Raw genomic sequence first — 19,141 nt, forward strand, 5'->3', positions numbered from 1 at the left:
ATAATATACAAACCGCGCATGAAAACAGTTTTGTTCATTAGCCAAGCAATGATGCAAATATGCTGATAGCTAACAAGTGGCGCATGGTTGCGCGGGTTTTCTCGAATGATGCGCTTCGTGCCTTAACACATATCCTAGTATGTAGCGTATCTTATGATCTTATAAAATCCTCAGAGTCCAAGTCTTCATAATCACTGTAATTAAATTCAACCTTGCTCTGTGTAACTATTTCATCCATAACTTCTTGAAGGCATCCTGATTTAACGACTTCTGTAAAGGCCCCGACTAAATCTTTAACGTTTATTATTTCTTCAACGGCCTTCATATAGGTTTCAACAACAGCTTCAATTTTATATTTTGTTATGGCTTGAGCTCTAATAGCGGATCGTATTTGCTCTGCGGTTTCATCTGATTTAACAACAAATGTGATAGGAAATCGTTGAACTTTGTCAATATCAAGAAAGTATTTGCTTACATCAATCGTTTCCGTTACCTGGAAAAACCTACCCAGCGGTTTCATAACAAAATCAATTCCACCATCATTTGCATTTGTACGGCCTGTTTTATAGAGGATTAGCGCTTCTTCAGATACCGTTTCTTTTGCATCACCGATCCAAATGGTTTCTTGCCCATACTTAGCCTTTAGTACGGCATAACTAACTATTTCAAAGACGCGAGCATCAACATTTGGCATCAGTTGCTGAATTACGAATTCAATAGCTTGCGCGGGATACACCTTTCCAAGATCTGCAATTTTTCTACAAGATTCAAGGAATCCTTCAAAAGCAGCTTTTTTTGTAGCCACATACGCGTCAATTACTTCAATAATTGCTTCCGCTATGTTGTATGTAACATCTTCACCATTCTTTTGACGTATTGATACCTGTAATAAATCTTCTTGAATCCAATATCGCTGACTCGCCACGTCCCGAACAATTGGAGATTTGCCAACGGTTGGATAGAATTTCTTAAATTCATCATTTAGACGCGCATTTAGGCCGTGATTCTGTAATTTTGTTCCAAAAGGCAATTCGCGTTGCCTACGAAAAAGGTCAGAGAACCTTGCTCCTTCGTATTTTGAATATGGGATATTGGATTCCCCTTTCAGGAATCCTTTCTCTAAATAATCTTCAATTATTACATACAGCGCGTAATGATTTGCAAAAGCGCCCCGTGCCTTGGAACCACGATTTGCCGATTTTGTTTTGTTATTTAGATAGCCAAGTAGAGGACTGGCTTCAAATACGTCTTTAGCGTACTCTCCAAAATGATGATCAAGTATTGAATTTATTGACGCGGTAAACGAATGATTAGTTATTTCAAACTTTGACATCAAAAAGATCTTCCTGTTGTACGCAAGATTGCCTAACGCTATTCCCATTTTTACGGATGAATGTTTTATCAATCGGTTTTAATAATTCACCATTGAAGTTATCGGCTATACCCAGCCTTCTAAGTGCAATTTTGAAATACTCTGACTGCATTTCAATACCTATTGACCTTCGGCCAAGACGTTGTGCTACCGCACATGTTGTAAATGTGCCGGAAAATGGATCAAGTACTAAACCATCGGGGTTGGTGCTGGCTTTGATGATTCGCTCTAGTAATGCTTCTGGTTTTTGGCTTGGATGCTCCTCATACTCAGACATGCGATATCTTACGCGAGGCATATACCATGTATTACCAGGAACCTTTGTTGTTTTATAAGGTGTCGGGATATCTTTTCTATAATCAATGAGCTTGCGAGTTGCTCCAGTCTTAGCCTCAACCTCTATATCTGAAGCATTAAACGTGTAGTTTTTTGGGTCTTTGACACAAAAAATAATTGGCTCATACAATGAGCCGAAATATTTTTTTGCCTGAACTCCTGAACTGTCGTAGTGCCAGACAATTCTCGATAAAACGGTAATCCGATCTCGTAACCATAAGTCGAGATATGGCATTGCCTGCGTGCTTGTCATGACGTATAGACTTCCATTTGGTTTTAATTTTTTAATACACGCTTCTAGCCATTTATAGCACCACTCGGCGTAGTCCTTATCAGAAGGCCATATGTCCAGAAAATCGCCAAACTTCTTTCCGATGTTGTACGGAGGGTCAGCAAAAATTAGGTCTACAGATTGATCTTCGACATCGGCAAGACATGCAAAACAGTCACCGTTGTAAACAGTGACCGATTCCTTTATCTCTTTTATAAAGTCGCTCATTTATTTGTTTCCAGAGAGAGGCTTGCTAGTAATTGCCTATTTTCGCTGCTTCGTGCTTTTTTGTCACGATGACTTCGCACCAAGATGGCTAATATGAAGTTTACTTGCGCAAAGTACATATGTTTATAACTTGTTTTAATGGGGACAGGCTATTATCTGGGTTTGAATAGCATACAAAAAACATATGATAAACAGCTTAGTTCATCATCCAATCAATGATGCAAATGCGCCGACAACCACCGCTCAGCCACATCCAGCGCCATCCCCTTACGCCGCGCATAATCTTCCAGCTGATCCTTATCAATCTTGCCGACATTAAAATACTGCGACTGCGGATGCGAGAAATACCAGCCACTCACCGCAGAAGCCGGATACATCGCAAAACTTTCGGTCAGCTCAATACTGGTATTTGCCGTCACATTCAACAAGGCGAACAACTTGGCCTTTTCAGTATGGTCAGGGCAAGCCGGATAACCCGGCGCAGGCCGTATGCCTTGGTACGCCTCATTAATCAACTGCTCATTGTCGATGGCTTCATCATCTGCATAGCCCCAGTAATTTTTCCGAACCACCTGGTGCATATACTCGGCAAACGCCTCCGCCAACCGATCTGCCAACGCCTTTAGCATAATCGAGCTGTAATCATCATAGTCGCTTTCAAACTGCTGGAGCTTTTCTTCTATACCGATACCGGTTGTCACGGCAAAACCGCCGATATAATCGGGCTTACCACTTGCAATCGGCGCTATGAAGTCAGATAGGCAATAATTCGGACGACCGGGCGCTTTCACGTTTTGCTGGCGCAAATGGTGCAGCACTTCCAAGGGCTGGCTGCGCGATTCATCGGTATAAACCACCACATCATCGCCTTCGCTGTAAGCCGGGAAAAACCCGATAACCGCCCTAGCCTGCAACCATTTTTCATCAACCAGTTGCGTTAGCATGGCCTTGGCATCGTTGAACAACTTTCTGGCCTCAACGCCAATCACCACATCATCCAGGATTTTTGGGTAACTGCCTGCCATTTCCCAAGTTTGGAAAAACGGCGACCAATCAATGTAATCCACCAAGGTCGCCAAAGACACATCATCAATCGCCTTAACACCCAAGAACGACGGCGTGACCGGCTCATAATCGCCCCAGCTGAATTTATTGCGCCGCGCGGCTTCCAGTAGGTGCTGCTTGGTCTTGGATTCCTTGCCTTTGTGGCGCTCGCGCACTTCTTCGTATTCTTTGCGGATGCTGTTGACAAACTCATCCTTCAGCTCGCCGCTTAACAAATTGCTGGCCGTACCCACGCCACGCGAGGCATCGGTGACGTACACGGTTGCCCCTTTATAATGCGGTTCAATCTTAACGGCAGTATGGGCACGCGAGGTGGTTGCACCGCCGATCATCAACGGGATGGTAAAGCCCTGGCGCTGCATTTCTTTGGCGACATGCACCATTTCATCCAAAGACGGCGTAATCAGGCCGCTTAAGCCGATGATATCGACATTTTCCAAGCGTGCGGTTTGCAAGATCTTTTCGCACGGCACCATCACGCCCAAATCAATCACCTCGTAGTTATTGCATTGCAACACCACGCCGACGATATTTTTGCCAATGTCATGCACGTCGCCTTTTACCGTGGCCATCAAGATCTTACCGTTGGTTTGGCGGTCGGCGGCGGACTTGTCAGCTTCCATAAAGGGCATTAAATACGCCACGGCTTTTTTCATCACCCGCGCCGATTTCACCACTTGCGGCAAGAACATTTTGCCCGCACCAAACAAGTCGCCGACCACGTTCATGCCGTCCATCAACGCGCCTTCAATGACGTGCAACGGGCGTTCTGCTTCCAAGCGTGCCTGTTCGGTGTCTTCGTCGATATAGTCGGTGATGCCCTTGACCAGCGCATGCTCCAAACGCTTGCTCACCGGCCAGTCGCGCCATTCCAGGTTTTCCTGCTTGACTTCGCTGCTGCTGCCATCGCCACGGTATTTGGCGGCCAGCTCCAGTAATTTGTCGGTGCCACTGCCATCGTGGGTGTTTAACACCACCGATTCCACCGCATCGCGCAAGTCGTGGGGGATGTCCTCATAAATCGCCAACTGCCCGGCGTTGACGATACCCATCGACATACCGGCCTTAATGGCGTGGTATAAAAACACCGCATGGATGGCTTCGCGCACCGGATTATTGCCGCGAAACGAAAACGACACGTTGGACACGCCGCCGGAAATCAGCGCATAGGGCAGGGTTTGTTTGATTTCGCGGGTGGCTTCAATAAAATCCAGGCCGTAATTGTTGTGTTCGTCGATGCCGGTAGCGATGGCGAAAATATTCGGGTCGAAAATAATATCTTCGGGCGGAAAGCCCACTTGTTCAACGAGGATTTTATAAGCGCGTTGGCAGATCTCGACCTTTCTGGCCTTGGTGTCGGCCTGGCCTTCTTCGTCAAACGCCATGACGATCACCGCCGCACCGTAACGGCGTACCAGCTTGGCGTGCTTGATAAAGGCTTCCTCGCCTTCTTTCAAAGAGATGGAGTTGACCACGCCCTTGCCCTGGATGCACTTTAGCCCTGCCTCCAAAATATCCCATTTGGACGAATCCAGCATGATCGGCACTTTGGCAATGTCGGGTTCGGCGGCAATCAGCATCAAAAACCGTACCATTGCTTCCTTGGATTCCAACATGCCCTCGTCCATGTTGATGTCGATGATTTGTGCGCCGTTTTCCACCTGCTGCTTGGCAACGTCCAAGGCGGTTTCAAAATCGCCTTCGATAATCAAGCGTTTAAACGCGGCAGAGCCGGTGACGTTGGTGCGCTCACCGACATTGACGAACAGGCTGTCAGGGCCGATCAACATCGGTTCCAATCCTGCTAACCGGCATTGTTTGGGGATGTCAGGAATAACACGCGGCGGGAAATGGCTGACAGCATCGCTGATGGCCTTGATGGTGGCAGGCGAGGTGCCGCAACAGCCGCCGATAATATTCAGATAGCCGCTTTGTGCCCAATCGGCAAGCTCGACAGCCATTTGTTCGGGGGTTTCATCGTATTCACCGAATTCATTCGGCAAACCGGCATTGGGATGCGCAGAAACATAAGTATCAGCAATAGACGCTAATTCCGCGATGTATTGGCGTAATTCAGTTGCGCCCAACGCGCAGTTAAAGCCAAAGGAAATTGGTTCAATATGCTTTAACGAGTTCCAGAACGCACCGACAGTTTGGCCAGATAATGTCCTGCCGGATGCGTCGGTAATGGTGCCGGAAATCATTACCGGCAACTTGTAGCCGATCGTTTCAAAGTATTCATCCACTGCAAAAATCGCGGCTTTGGCATTCAGGGTGTCGAAAATGGTTTCGATCAGGATAATGTCCGCGCCGCCGTCTATCAGTCCGCGTGTGGCTTCTGTGTAGGCTACCACCAGTTCATCAAATGTTATGTTGCGGAAACCAGGGTCGTTGACATCCGGTGACATCGACGCGGTACGGGCGGTTGGGCCTAACACGCCTGCGACAAAGCGCGGTTTATCGGGGGTTTTGGCAGTGTATTCGTCGGCGGCTTGCTTGGCGACGTTTGCGCCTGCAAAATTCAGTTCGTAAGCCAGGCTTTCCATCTGGTAGTCGGCCATCGATACGCTGGTGGAATTGAAGGTATTGGTTTCGACGATATCGGAACCGGCCTCAAAATACGCGCTGTGGATGGCCTTGATAATATCCGGCTGAGTAATGGACAATAGGTCGTTATTGCCTTTGAGGTCAACCTCCCACTGGGCAAAACGCTCGCCCCTGAAATCTTTTTCTTCCAGCTTGTAGCCTTGGATCATAGTGCCCATGGCACCATCCAAAAACAGAATCCTTTGTGATAATTGCTGTTTTAATACCGCTGTTTTGCTCATTGTGCTGGAAGTCCGAAGTAGGGTTCTAAAGTGCGTAGGCAAACGTTTTATTTTTATGCATACATTCTCCCATCAAGTGCCACAAACTCAACTTGAGCAGGAATTTTATAATTGATTAGCAAGCCGCCAAGCACTATCATATTTTAATTTGCCAAGACGGATATGAGAAAACCGAAGATTATTCAGATTATTGAAGATATTGTATACGCTACCCTAGGTGTACAAAATAGCGAGGTGCATAAAAAGCAGTTTGAACAAGCTTCACTGTCGACTTATATCATTGCAGGACTACTTGCTATCGTCATTTTTGTGGGCATTATCGTTTTTATAGTTTCTATGCTCATTTAGGGTAACGCCCTCTACAAAAAAGCCCAAGCAAACTGACTTGGGCTTTTTTTAAGCGATAACTTTACGTTTTTTATTCAGGAACTTTAAAGCTTTGTTTGATACTTTGGAACATTTCTTTAAGGCCGCCAAACAAATTACCAATCGTAAATGGCTCTCTCAGCATAAATTTGTTACGAATAAGCGCGATCGCTAAAAAACCTACTACTGGGGGCATTAATTCCATGAATACAGATATAAATGTACCTTTAGCGCCCTGAAAGCCGCCCATATTCTTTCTGTCACCAATACTTGCCAAGTCACGCTCATAATTGGCATCCGCCTCACCGCCTCTGATCGTCTCTAGAATATCGACACTGCCCCAAATCAGTAAGGTTTGAGAAGCGAAAAAAACCGCCGCACAACCAATAACCCAAATTATTGGATTATTTACCTTGCCTCTGACTGCAGACTGATAAACCCAGAGAATCGAAAAAATCATTATTAAAGCACCAATCATAGCTACACCCCTCTTAAATTGTTATAGTTTTGCTAGAAAATAGTAAAGATATTTGCATTTTAAAGTCATGATTGAGCCATCTTTCTCAACAACTTTACATGACTCATATTTGTCTCGCCCAGGAATTTCCTGCTTTTGTATTTCACCATCAGCAACTGAGTATTTAATAGCGATATTCATTTCCTTAGTTCGCCCGCCGCCATCGGTGGATTTTGTTTCAAGAGTACCATCGCTTTTAAAATCCCATTCGACGATAAGCTTTTTTTTCTCACCGTCTAACTTACCAGACTCGGCGTAAACTTTCCATTTACCGAGTATATCGGTATTATCCTTCAGAAAGACATCAGCATGAGCCGAAAGTGCAAAAAAAATTGTTGTTAATGAGAATAACAGTGCAGCGCGTTTTTTTATCATTTTTTGCTCCTAAGCTGTTGGATTTGTCTGGACAAGACGATCGTAAACTATATCACATTGACTATCGAGTTTTAAATTTCACCTTAACCTAATATCGATATAAAGCAAATTTTTTAAATACTCAGCAGCAATAAATCTTGACTTTAATGGCGTCTCAAGTATCATTTATGCTCGGCTTGCTACGATAACTAGCAATTTCTTAAAACAACAACTAGTAAGGTAGACACTCATGGGGTTCATTTTAGATCTCGTCGAAACATTAAGAACGCCGGCAGGTATGGTTGGCGCGGTAGTGGTTATAGCAGCAGTTTATGCCCTCGTTAAGTGGATTTTTGCTCCACATCCAGACGACGAACCAAAATAAATCGAAAACCGATTTTCCCATATTTTATGGCAACTACCAATCTTATTGGATTGGTAGAAGCCATTATAAAATTATCTTGATCCACATCTAAATAAAGCAAGCACCACGCCTTTCCTTATCCTACATTTCCGAACATTTTTTACAGACAGATTCTGAGATGTATGCACTTCTATACTCAAAAATTTTAGCGCTTTCCGGTAAGCAGGCACCCGCCACAGGAATAGGCTTATTCCGCATTTTTTATGGCTTGGTTGCCTTACAAGAAATAATTTTTATTTTTTATTTCAACCATTTAATTTTTGACCCCATTCCTTACATCGACGTTGAATTCCCTACACTTACATTTTTTTTGTGTCTTTGGGGAATCGTTATCGGGTTTATTATTATTGGCTACCGCTATCAATTTGCAGTGGCCTGTAACTACATTTTCTGGCTGGTTTTCGTCAACTTTACAACAATGCAACGCGATTTTGACGGCGGCTTTGACCTTTTCATGACCGGCGCCGGTTTTTTTCTGTTGTTCATGCCCGGTGAACGCGCATTTTCTATCGATAATCTTAGATACAAGCTCAGCACGCCTTTCGTTCATTACAGCACTTATCCAAAACCAACTGTTTCAGCGCTGGCTTATTACCTGCCCATTTTTGTGTGCCTTGGTTTTTTGTATATTGATTCTGATGTACACAAAATTTTTGCCGAGCATTGGCGCAATGGCCTTGGCGCATGGCTGCCTTCAACACAGCCGTACTTTGTTTCGGCACTGGATATGTCGGTCATCCTGAATAATGAACTACTGCAAAAAATGATTGGTTACACCATCATGATTTTTCAGCTCACTTTCATATTCTTTTTCTTCAAGCGCCGATTACGCCCTGTGTTTTTGCTGGTGGGCATTGGGTTGCATCTGGGGATTACCCTATCGCTCAATATTTATCCCTTTGGCTTAGCCATGCTAGCTTTATATCCCATGCTAGTTCCATTTGCCTGGTGGCAATGCCTTAATAACCGCTTTACAGCGCACCAGCCTGTGCTAACGGTGTTTTATGATCGACAATGTCCTTTATGTAGCCGTACTGTTCTAACGCTTAACCACTTCGATATATTCAAACGCATCACTTTTAAAAATGCACAAGATCACGCTTCAGAATATAGCGCCCTGGCTCATATCGACAATCAAACACTATTAACCGATTTGTACGCGCTAGATCAGCACAACAACATCTATTCAGGCCTTAACACGTACATCCAGATCTGTTTAAAGATGGGCTATTTATTTCCGGTAGGATTGATATTGCGCTTGCCTGGCATTTACCAACTAGCCCAGGCAAAATACCGAGCCATTGCCGACTCACGCACACGGCTTACCTGCGATACCCGCTGCACCCTACCCGAGCCTTTAAAAAACAGCACTTGGTACCACGCTCTATTTGAACAGTATGGCGCCCAAAAACCTAAAACCTTAGCCAGAAAAATTACTAAAATAACGGTAGCACTGCTGATCTTGCAAATAAACTGCTCGGTACACTATGGGCTAATTTATCGGCTTAAAATCAATCTTAACCAGCACCCGGTGACTGCCGCTATTGCGCAAGGCAGTAACGCACTTTTAATGATATCGCGCATTTTTTTGGGCATTGCACCGCACGCACTTTACCTGCACGACCATTTTGCCAATTATCATCGCATTTTAGCCATCACTTACCTGGATAAAAATGGCAACGAACAATGGCTGCCGTTTGTAAATCAACAAGGGCGTTTACTGGCACCCAATTGGGGACGTGTTCAGTCCATGTGGGCTAACATTGCAATTACCCCGACCATTAATGACCAGCGAGTGCGTAAATTCATTATGAAAGTGACGGCGTTTTGGGGTGAGCAAATCGGAATTAATCTTAATAATGCTCAATTTCAAATAAAACTCAAAAAGATCGATGCGCCGACCCATTGGGTTTACGATCAATTACACAAAAACATGGCCGCACCGTGGGTTACGGTTGGTACAGTAACGTGGACAAATAAAATTATTTCTTATGATTTGCCTGCCAATATGAATGCACTATAACGATTAGCGACCGGCAATCTATCTTTAATTATTGCATCGATATTTGAGTCATGATATAAAATGCTCGTGCTGAATTGATTAACGCACATATAAAAATAAATTAAACCCCTTTGGAGGATATCATTATGAAAAAAGTTTTATCACTTTTGGCTTTAGCGATGATGGTTGTTGGTTTATCTGGCTGTTTAGATCCACAAGATGGAACTAAACAAAGACCAGAAGGTTCAACTTCTGTTCACTTGTAAGAAATTCTGGCTGTAAGCATAAAGAAGCCCGACTATTTTAGTCGGGCTTTTTTGTTAGCCCCAATCTCGCTAGTCAAAGCAAATTTTTAATGCTTATCATCCGTTCCGCACCCACTACAAATCACATAACCCAATAGACTTATCATTTTTAAAACAGATTGTACCCCCAAACAAACTGTTATTAATGGATGCCAAAATCCCGTGTAAGCTGAACAACAGCGCTTAAACTTTCAACTATTCCTCATCACTACCGCGAAAAACATCTGATTAGTTTTTATAAATTTAGCGGCTTATAAAACTAATACTAAAACCCTGTTGTCTGACCGATAAATAATCTACAACAAAATCGGTACAATACCCTTTTGCAAAAAAGAGACGCACTATGAGATTAACCATACTCCTTGCCTTGGCTTTTATTGCGGTTTTACTCATTATTACGGGTTACACCGATAAACAGGATAAGGTTGCCGCTGAAAATCTTGAAAATTTGTCATCTGCGGTATTTGCCGGCGGCTGTTTTTGGTGTACAGAAGCAGATTTTGAAAAATTACCGGGCGTTTACCAAGCCGTTTCTGGTTTTAGTGATGGCCATGTCGCTAATCCCAGCTACGAACAAGTCTCAAACGGCGGTACAGGCCATGTGGAGAGCGTAAAGGTTTATTATGACCCTGAGGTGGTCAGCTATGAAAAACTGCTCAATGCTTACTGGCGTATGATTAACCCTACCGATAACGAAGGCCAGTTTGTTGATCGGGGTGTCGAATATCGAACCAAGATTTTTTATAAAACTGACCAACAAAAAGCCAAGGCCGAGCACTCTCGCCAACTATTGGACGAATCAAGACGTTTTGCCTCGCCTATCGTCACGGAAATAAAAAAACTGGAAAATTTTTATCCCGCTGAAGCCAGCCACCAAGATTATTACAAAAAAAACCCTTTACGTTATAAATACTACCGTTCTAATTCCGGACGCGACCATTATCTGGAAAAAATATGGTCTGCCCGCGCACAGGTAACACAAGACCAAACGGCATCCCCTCGTGCGAGCAAACCTGGCGACGATGCCATGCCAAAAAACCTAATGCCTCGCAATAAATCAAGCTTTTGATGACAAGCCTGACCTCACCCATTTAAGCCGTTGCATTAATTGCGCAGGCCACTTATTTATTCCTGTAGACGATGAGAGAAAAGCCGGTTACGATAAGTTTTTACCTGGCTTTAGCACAACAGCGTCTAAATAATGTGTTTTTAGCGTATGCCCTCCCCTAACATTAACTGCGTATTCAGTCTGCACTGACCGCGCAAAGCAATGGTTTTTTATGCACGACGACACACTTAATCACTTGCAGCATCCGCATAATTTTGTGGTCATTACCAAAAAAAGCGAACGACGCACCCAGTTAGCCTTGTTACTCACGTTTTTCACTATGCTAGTGGAAATAACGGCAGGGGTTCTATTTGGATCCATGGCTTTACTGGCGGATGGCTGGCACATGGCAACCCATGTTGCCGTGTTTACAATAACGCTATTTGCCAACCGTTATTCAAGATTACACGCGCAGCGCCATAGCTTCGCCTTTGGTGCAGGCAAAGTGGGTGTTTTAGGGAGCTTTGCCAGTGCTGTGGCCTTAGGCATAGTAGCCTTAATGATGCTCATTGAATCCGTTCAGCGCTTATTAAGCCCTCACATTATTCGTTTTGATGAAGCGACTGTCGTTGCTGTGGTTGGCTTGTGCATTAACGTGCTGTGCGCTGTTTTACTCAAAAATCATATTCATACTGATATCGACACCGATACTTTTGAACATGACAGTGAAGATGAGTTTGAACAAATACCTGAACACGAGCAGAGTCCTAAAGCGGCTTACTTAACTATATTTGCTGATGCCTTAACATCACTACTGGCCATCATTGCCTTACTTGCCGGGAAATACTATGGCTGGAATGCGCTAGATCCGGTTATGGGTATTGTCGGTGCCTTAATTATCAGCCGCTGGGCATATAGCCTTATCAAAGAAACCGCGCCGATATTATTGGATAAAAGCATTGCACTACGTTACAAGGCAGCAATCCAGGAAACTATTGAAGCAGATGCCGACAATCGCATTGCCGACCTGCATATATGGCGCGTGAGTCCTGGGCATTTTGCGGTGATTCTTTCAATAGTGTCACATACACCTAAAACGCCCGAATATTACAAGGCCTTATTGACACAATTTAATTTACACGGCAGCAAAAACTATTTAGCGCACATTAGCGTTGAAGTGCATCCTTGTTCTGATGAGCGCTGTTTACAGCATGATAGCAACTTAACTGACACACAAACCCTATCTGTGGAGTAGATGCTTAGTAACGTGCATGAAATAAGTTGAACAACATAAAACACCGCTCCCGTTCGTGCTGAGCTTGTCGAAGCAGTTATTTCGTGCACGTTACTTAACTTACTTCAGGTTGCCAAAAAACCGTGAGCCAGTATTTAAAAGCATCACCACTACGCTTACTTTGCAATTGATAATCGAGTTGATTAATAACACCGTCAGCGTTCACGTTCGCGCAAGATAATTTCTTTTGCCAGCATTGCTTTACCCATGCCTGAAACGTAACCTTTAAATCACGGTCTTTTTTTGCTTTATCCAGCGCGTTAACTCTTTTATCCTTATTAACGTCAGCCACCACCACAAAATTGGTTTTTATCACATTTTTAATATAAGCGATATATTTGGAAATGCGTGTATAGACACCGTAGTAACCCAAATTAGCACAGCCATATCCCCAACTGGTGATGCCCGCCAAACGCCACTGATTGTTCAGTTTAATCACTAATGGGCCACCACTATCACCACTACAGGTATCGGCCTTGGCATTATTAAACCCCGCACACAGCATAGTGTCGGTTATTTCGCCTGCCCCAAATGCTTTTTTACACAGGCCATTAGAGATAATTGGCAGCGTGGCATCGTACAATATCTCAGGGTATTGCCCAAAATGCGCATCACTATCTGATAACGCCCCCCAGCCAATAATGGTGGCATTCACATTAACCAATAACGAAGTGTCTGTATACAAAGGCAATACTCGCGCAGAACTCACGGGTTTTTTTAACTGCACCAAAGCAATATCATTATTGATGGTCTCTGCATTGTATTTAGGGTGAATCAATATGCGCTTAATCGCCAGATTTTGTCCCTTATCGTTCCTAAGATCACGCACATGGGCAACCACATAAAGACTATCTATTATCCGACCTTCAACACAATGCGCGGCAGTCAACACCCAGGTTGGGCTGATTAAAGTCCCCCCGCAAAATTGCCCTTGATTATTATCCGAACCTTTTTTAACCAAAGCAATCATCCACGGCCATTGGCCAAAAACTGAGGGTTGCCCACCTACAATTCGAGGTTGAGGTTTAATAGGAGTATTAGCAGAAGTTGCCGTCGACAGCGTTATCATCGATAAAGCCGATAGAAATAAAATAAAGAATAGGAGATATTTTTTTACAGACATAAAGAACGCACCACAAAAAGAGGGTGTTAATGAGGCTTATAACTGCTCTGACAGCAATAAACGGAGAGGCTTTGAGGGGATGAATGCGGAAGTAACTTAATAGAAATCTTAAGAACTGAACACGCAGCCACGAACACATTAGCCATTGGTATTACACCACCACCTAACCTCTTAGGCAATAGTTAATACGCTAATGACCAATGTGCCTGTGTTTTCTGCGTGTTAGCTAAATAGCGTGGAATTAATTATGGCGTCTGCGATGTTTTTTACTTACTTTTTTACTTTTACTGTGTTTGGTAGTGGTAGTAACGGCTGCAGTTTCTGGGTTAGCAGTAGTAGAATTACTATCTTCTGTTTTGGTGACTTCTTTAGTTGTTTCAACTTTTGTAGCGCTATCTGTTTTTGGGGCTTCAACTACGGGCGCAGCTTGTTCAGTAGTCGTGGTAGTCATCTTTTCTTTAACTACGCTTGTCGCTGCATCAGCTGGATTAGCCACGGCGTCTTTTACGGCCTCTACTTTATTTAAAGTCTCAGAGGTTGTGGTAGCGCTTTTTAAAAGTGTTTCATCGGCAAATACTGAGCCAGAAACCAGCAACATTGACATCAATAACAGTTTTTTGTTTTGCATAATATATTCCTAAGTAATGTAAAAGCGACAACATAAATGTGTGGCCGCAATAAAAATAAGTCATTAGATTGAAACTAAAGAAAGTTATTGCGATTGACCTCCTTAAAATACTTCATTAAAACAAAATAATAGCACGTAGATTTTATTCAATACTCAAAAATTATTTAAAAAGTACGACTAATCTTTTGTTATGGCTATAGCATATCAACTCGAACCTGAATGGATAATGAATCAAATTGAATTTTTCTGAACAGATAAACAGACTTAATTTTGAACAATTTCCGTTCAGGCACTAAGTCATTGTCCAATGATATAATAGCCATCCATTACGCTACCCCATCCTGAATAAATCTCCTTATGCCTTTATTACGCTTAAACAATATTTCCATCGCTTATGGGTTGCACGCCTTATTAAAAAATTCGAATTTTCAACTGGATGCCGGTGAAAGAGTGGGGTTATTAGGACGCAATGGCGAAGGCAAATCCACTTTAATGAAAATTATTGCCGGCGATGTGCTGGCAGATCATGGCGATATCTGGCGGCAACCTGAATTAAGATTGGCCTGGCTGGAGCAAGCACCCACCTTTGAAGATAACGCCACTATTTACGATGCTGTCGCCGGTGGTTTAGGTGAACTGGGCACATGGATCACCCGTTATCACGCGCTAACAATGTCGATGGATTTTGATGACAGCAATGCCCTGAATGAACTAGGCGACTTGCAGCATAAACTGGAAGCCCACAACGGCTGGCATTTTCAACAACGGGTTGAATCCACTCTAAGCCGTTTGGAATTGCCTGGCGAGTTGAAAATTGATGATTTATCGGGCGGCTGGAAACGCCGGGTGGCTTTAGCCAGAGCTTTGGTTATCGACCCTGAAGTATTATTGCTGGATGAACCAACTAACCATCTGGACTTTGAAAGCATTAGCTGGCTGGAAGAGCAGGTGCTTAATTTTCAAGGTGCGGTGTTGTTTGTTACCCATGACCGGTTCTTTTTGCAAAAACTGGCCACCCGTATTATTGATTTGGATCGTGGCAATCTGGTGTCCTGGCAAGGCACTTATGATGATTATTTAGTCCGTAAAGCCGCCGCACTGGAAGACGAAGCCAATCAAAATGCCGAATTTGACAAAAAATTGGCCGATGAGGAAGTGTGGATACGCCAAGGCGTTAAAGCCCGCCGTACTCGTAACGAAGGCCGCGTTCGGGCGTTGGAAGCCTTGCGTAAAGAACGCTCACAACGCCGTGGCCTTCAAGGCACAACTCGATTGGCACTGGATAAAGGCGAAAACTCAGGTAAGAAAGTCATTGAAGTGAAAGACATTTGCTTTGGCTATGCGGACAGACCTATCATTAAGAACTTCTCCACGCTTATTCAACGCGGTGACAAAATCGGTTTGATAGGCGCTAACGGTGCTGGAAAATCAACGTTGTTAAAATTATTGTTGCAACAGCTTCAGCCAGATACGGGTGAAGTAGAACAAGGCACTAAACTTGAAATAGCTTATTTCGATCAATTACGTGATCAACTTGATCCGGAAATGAGCGTGGTGGATACCATCGCTGATGGCAATGATTTTGTGGAAATTGCCGGTAATAAACGCCACGTCATGTCGTATCTAAGTGACTTTTTATTTGCGCCCGCCAGAGCGCGCTCACCGGTAAAAAGCTTGTCCGGTGGCGAGAAAAACCGTTTATTGCTGGCGCGTTTATTTACCAAGCCTGCCAATCTTATCGTTATGGACGAACCGACCAACGATCTGGATTTGGAAACCCTGGAATTGCTGGAAGAAAAATTGGTTAACTATGACGGCACATTGTTAATCGTCAGCCATGACCGTGCTTTTCTTGATAACGTGGTCACCAGCGTACTGGTACTGGATGGATCAGGTTCGGTGGATGAATTTATTGGCGGTTACAGTGATTGGCTCAGTTATGACACCCAGCAAAAACAAATCGCTGCAAAAAAAGCCCTTCAAACAGTAAAGCCTGTAAAACAGGAAACCAATCTTCCAGGTGTTCTGCCTGCTAAAAAGAAAAAGCTCAGCTTTAAAGAACAGCATGAGCTAGATAATTTACCTGGTTTAATTGAAGATTTGGAAAACAAACAGGCAGCCTTAACCCAGCAAATTAATGATCCAGAGTTTTATAAAAAAGAGGCCAAAGCCGTCACCAAAACAATGGATGAGTTGAAAACCATACAAGATAAACTAGAAGAAGTTTTTCTGCGCTGGACTGAACTGGATACCTTGGCCTGAAATATATCCATAGCTTAAAGAAAAGAGATAACTTATAATTACTGGCTAGCAATAGCTGGAGAGATGGCCGAGTGGCTGAAGGCGCACGCCTGGAAAGTGTGTATACGGCAACGTATCGGGGGTTCGAATCCCCCTCTCTCCGCCAAACACCAAAAACCCGCAAGCTATGCTTGGCGGGTTTTTTTATGGCTGCAACCATTTAGATTATTGGCACTGATTTTATAACAGTTTGTTTTGGTTTTCTCCAATATATCCATTGACATAATAGCCAATACGTTCCTATAGTTACCCTTAACAAATATTCATTACCAACAGGCCAAACGATGGCAACCGTTACTTTCGATACGCATGAATTTGTTAAAAAATTAAAAGGTGTGGGTTTTAGTGAAGAACAGGCCGAAATACTGACCGATTTACAAAAAACCACGGCACAAAATACACTGGAACAAGCGCTGCATGATTACGACCTGGAAAACATTACCAGTAAAAAAGATGTTGAGTTGCTGGAGTTGAATCTTAAGCGTGATATCAAACAATTAGAAATTGATTTAAAAAAAGATATTGAAATATTACGGCTTGAAACCAAACGCGATATTGCTGAGAGCAAAACCGAATTAATACGCTGGGTTGTTGGTGTTGGTGTATTGCAAACTATGTTAGTGAGTGCCTTGTTATTGAAATTATCCGGTATGCACTAAGCGGGTAGAAAATTGTAAAGACCCCGTAAGTTATCGCTAATAAACACATATTACAAATAGGCCAAGCAATGGCAACCGTTACTTTTGATACCCACGATTTGAAAGAGTTGGAATTGAAACTTGAGGCGCGGATTAAGGATGTTGAATTAAAAATTGCCGACACTAAAGCCGAATTAATACGATGGGTAGTCGCTGTTGGTTTATTGCAAACCATGTTAATCAGCGCATTAGTGTTGAAATTATCAGGCATGCACTAACTGCCATCCTACTAAAACCCGCAAGCTGTTTGGCTTGGCGGGTTTTTTATTGTCTGATGAAGTGCTGTGCCAATAATTTATAATTATTAAACAGAAATTGCAATTGTGATAAAACAGCTCACACTTCCCCTTTAAATTAAAACCACGTTACAGGATGAGTTATGCCCACCTTGAATTGGATAGGTAAATCTGCCGTAGAAAAACACCATAAAGATGTACCTTACCGTTTGTTGGAGCTTGTACCGGAATTATCTTGTGGTGATAGTGACAGCGGCAATTTGATTGTGCAGGGCGATAATTTACACGCGCTAAAAGCCTTGTTGCCACGCTATGCGGGTAAGGTGAAATGTATTTATATTGATCCGCCGTACAACACGGGTAATGAAGGCTGGGTGTATAACGATAATGTTAACAGCCCTGAAATTCGTAAATGGTTAGGCGCTGTGGTAGGTAAAGAAGGCGAAACTTTAGACCGCCATGATCGCTGGTTGTGCATGATGTACCCGCGTTTGGTGTTGCTTAGGGAATTTTTGAGTGCAGATGGGGCGATTTTTGTTTCGATTGATGACAACGAGGTTGCTAGCCTCAAATTTCTGATGGATGAAATTTTTGGTAGAACCAATTTTGTCGCGCAAATTGAGTGGCAAAAGCGGTACACTCGTAGCAACAACACAGTCTCTTTTACAACTGTCGTAGAACATATTATTGCCTATTCAAAATCGGGAGTCTTTACTCCAAATCTTGTCCAAAAGGAAGAAGAAGCTCACGCTCGTTACACAAACCCTGACAATGATCCTCGTGGTTCTTGGAAGGCAATTCCGTTTTTGAACCCATTATCTCCCGATGAGCGTCCTAATCTGGTGTATGACATTATCCAACCAAACACTGGCGAGGTATTGCGTCCAAGCCGAAAAGCTTGGCGAACATCAAAAGAAACTTATGAGGTTTATTTATCCGAAAATCGATTGTACTGGGGAAAAGACGGAAAAGGTAAGACACCCACAATCAAGCGTTTTTTATCGGAAGTACGAGATGGGATGCCCCCTATTAATTTCTGGGATCATAAGTTTGCGGCTCATACAGATGTCGCTAATCAAGAACTTAAAGATATTTTTGGGGACAAATCTTTTCCTACACCAAAGCCATCGCGGTTAATTCAGCGTATATTGCAAGTAGCCTCAGACCAAGATTCACTAATTTTGGACAGCTTCTCTGGCTCTGGTACTACTGGTCACGCGGTACTAAAACAAAACGAAGAGGACGGTGGCACTCGCCAATTCATTCTGGTAGAAATGGACAAAACCATAGCCGAAACTGTCACCGCTGAACGAAATCAACGAGTGATTGAAGGTTATACCAACACCAAAGGTGAACAAGTTGAAGGCTTAGGCAGCGGTTTTCAATTCTGCCGATTATCGAAAGAACCTTTATTCACCGCCGATGGACAAGTACGGGATGATGTCACTTTTACCCAATTAGCCGAATTTGTCTGGTTTAAAGAAACTGGAACCGGCTACACAGGCAACGCCGATACGCCATTATTGGGCGTGTTTGAAGAGCGTGCCGTGTATTTGCTTTACAACGGCATTTTAAAGGACAAAACGCCAGACGGCGGCAATGTGCTAACGCCTACCATTTTCAACCTTTTACCAGAATTTAATGGAAGTAAAGTCATTTATGCAGCGGCGGTAAAAGGTGGTACAAACTGGCTGAAACAACAACTGATTACCTTTAAACAAACGCCTTACGCACTGGATGTATAG

The 19,141-nt window shown here is 43.4% G+C and carries 15 protein-coding genes and 1 tRNA gene; 9 read left to right on the forward strand and 7 right to left on the reverse strand.

Translation table 11 applies throughout. From position 1 onward, the window contains the following. Positions 1 to 151 precede the first annotated feature (151 nt). The 3 genes from ACHZC4_RS02050 to metH all read right to left on the reverse strand — a co-directional run bounded on the left by ACHZC4_RS02050 (position 152) and on the right by metH (position 6,100). The gene (locus tag ACHZC4_RS02050; RefSeq protein WP_394752102.1) at positions 152 to 1,333 is read right to left on the reverse strand and encodes a hypothetical protein; all 1,182 of its coding nucleotides are present in this window, start codon (positions 1,331 to 1,333) and stop codon (positions 152 to 154) included. Further along, positions 1,320 to 2,207 (reverse strand): adenine-specific DNA-methyltransferase, encoded by an 888-nt coding sequence (gene yhdJ / locus ACHZC4_RS02055; protein WP_394752103.1) that lies wholly within the window; start codon positions 2,205 to 2,207, stop codon positions 1,320 to 1,322. The genes ACHZC4_RS02050 and yhdJ overlap by 14 nt, the downstream gene beginning before the upstream one ends. 212 nt (positions 2,208 to 2,419) lie before the next feature. Continuing rightward, positions 2,420 to 6,100 carry a methionine synthase gene (gene metH / locus ACHZC4_RS02060; RefSeq protein ID WP_394752104.1) on the reverse strand — a complete coding sequence of 1,227 codons (3,681 nt, stop codon included), beginning with the start codon at positions 6,098 to 6,100 and terminating at the stop codon, positions 2,420 to 2,422. A 162-nt stretch (positions 6,101 to 6,262) separates the two neighbouring features. Between metH and ACHZC4_RS02065 the strand changes: the two genes are divergently transcribed. Further along, positions 6,263 to 6,448: a DUF2970 domain-containing protein gene (locus ACHZC4_RS02065; protein ID WP_394752105.1), complete on the forward strand. Its 186-nt coding sequence runs from the start codon at positions 6,263 to 6,265 to the stop codon at positions 6,446 to 6,448. 70 nt (positions 6,449 to 6,518) lie between these two features. Here ACHZC4_RS02065 and ACHZC4_RS02070 read toward each other — a convergent pair whose 3' ends face one another. Both ACHZC4_RS02070 and ACHZC4_RS02075 read right to left on the reverse strand, forming a co-directional pair. Next, positions 6,519 to 6,944, reverse strand: a complete 426-nt coding sequence (locus ACHZC4_RS02070; protein WP_394752106.1) for a hypothetical protein — start codon at positions 6,942 to 6,944, stop codon at positions 6,519 to 6,521. 21 nt (positions 6,945 to 6,965) lie between these two features. Beyond that, positions 6,966 to 7,358, reverse strand: a complete 393-nt coding sequence (locus ACHZC4_RS02075; protein WP_394752107.1) for a hypothetical protein — start codon at positions 7,356 to 7,358, stop codon at positions 6,966 to 6,968. 521 nt (positions 7,359 to 7,879) lie between these two features. Here ACHZC4_RS02075 and ACHZC4_RS02080 point away from each other — a divergent pair. The 3 genes from ACHZC4_RS02080 (at position 7,880) to dmeF (ending at position 12,371) form a co-directional block, all read left to right on the forward strand. Next, positions 7,880 to 9,784, forward strand: a complete 1,905-nt coding sequence (locus ACHZC4_RS02080; RefSeq protein WP_394752108.1) for a DCC1-like thiol-disulfide oxidoreductase family protein — start codon at positions 7,880 to 7,882, stop codon at positions 9,782 to 9,784. Between the two features lie 627 nt (positions 9,785 to 10,411). Further along, positions 10,412 to 11,137, forward strand: a complete 726-nt coding sequence (msrA, locus tag ACHZC4_RS02085; protein WP_394752109.1) for a peptide-methionine (S)-S-oxide reductase MsrA — start codon at positions 10,412 to 10,414, stop codon at positions 11,135 to 11,137. A 211-nt stretch (positions 11,138 to 11,348) separates the two neighbouring features. Then, positions 11,349 to 12,371 (forward strand): CDF family Co(II)/Ni(II) efflux transporter DmeF, encoded by a 1,023-nt coding sequence (gene dmeF / locus ACHZC4_RS02090; protein WP_394752110.1) that lies wholly within the window; start codon positions 11,349 to 11,351, stop codon positions 12,369 to 12,371. Between the two features lie 94 nt (positions 12,372 to 12,465). On the opposite strand, the gene ACHZC4_RS02095 is transcribed toward dmeF, so the two are convergent. Together ACHZC4_RS02095 and ACHZC4_RS02100 are read right to left on the reverse strand one after the other, a co-directional pair. Then, entirely contained in the window at positions 12,466 to 13,533 is a 1,068-nt protein-coding gene (locus ACHZC4_RS02095; RefSeq protein WP_394752111.1) for a S1 family peptidase, read from the reverse strand. A gap of 241 nt (positions 13,534 to 13,774) precedes the next feature. After that, the gene (locus ACHZC4_RS02100; protein ID WP_394752112.1) at positions 13,775 to 14,161 is read right to left on the reverse strand and encodes a hypothetical protein; all 387 of its coding nucleotides are present in this window, start codon (positions 14,159 to 14,161) and stop codon (positions 13,775 to 13,777) included. Between the two features lie 357 nt (positions 14,162 to 14,518). Here ACHZC4_RS02100 and ACHZC4_RS02105 point away from each other — a divergent pair, with 357 nt between their 5' ends. From ACHZC4_RS02105 to ACHZC4_RS02125, 5 genes are all read left to right on the forward strand, one after another. Then, a complete protein-coding gene (locus ACHZC4_RS02105; protein ID WP_394752113.1) occupies positions 14,519 to 16,423 on the forward strand; it encodes an ATP-binding cassette domain-containing protein in 1,905 nt (634 codons plus the stop codon). A 57-nt stretch (positions 16,424 to 16,480) separates the two neighbouring features. Continuing rightward, a tRNA-Ser gene (locus ACHZC4_RS02110) sits at positions 16,481 to 16,568 on the forward strand. A 178-nt stretch (positions 16,569 to 16,746) separates the two neighbouring features. Continuing rightward, positions 16,747 to 17,121, forward strand: a complete 375-nt coding sequence (locus ACHZC4_RS02115) for a DUF1640 domain-containing protein (protein ID WP_394752114.1) — start codon at positions 16,747 to 16,749, stop codon at positions 17,119 to 17,121. Positions 17,122 to 17,189: 68 nt separating this feature from the next. After that, the gene (locus ACHZC4_RS02120; protein ID WP_394752115.1) at positions 17,190 to 17,378 is read left to right on the forward strand and encodes a hypothetical protein; all 189 of its coding nucleotides are present in this window, start codon (positions 17,190 to 17,192) and stop codon (positions 17,376 to 17,378) included. Positions 17,379 to 17,539: 161 nt separating this feature from the next. Further along, on the forward strand, positions 17,540 to 19,141 hold the full coding sequence (locus ACHZC4_RS02125; RefSeq protein WP_394752116.1) for a site-specific DNA-methyltransferase: 1,602 nt from the start codon (positions 17,540 to 17,542) through the stop codon (positions 19,139 to 19,141).

The organism is Crenothrix sp. (assembly GCF_043729335.1).
GTDB lineage: Bacteria > Pseudomonadota > Gammaproteobacteria > Methylococcales > Methylomonadaceae > Crenothrix.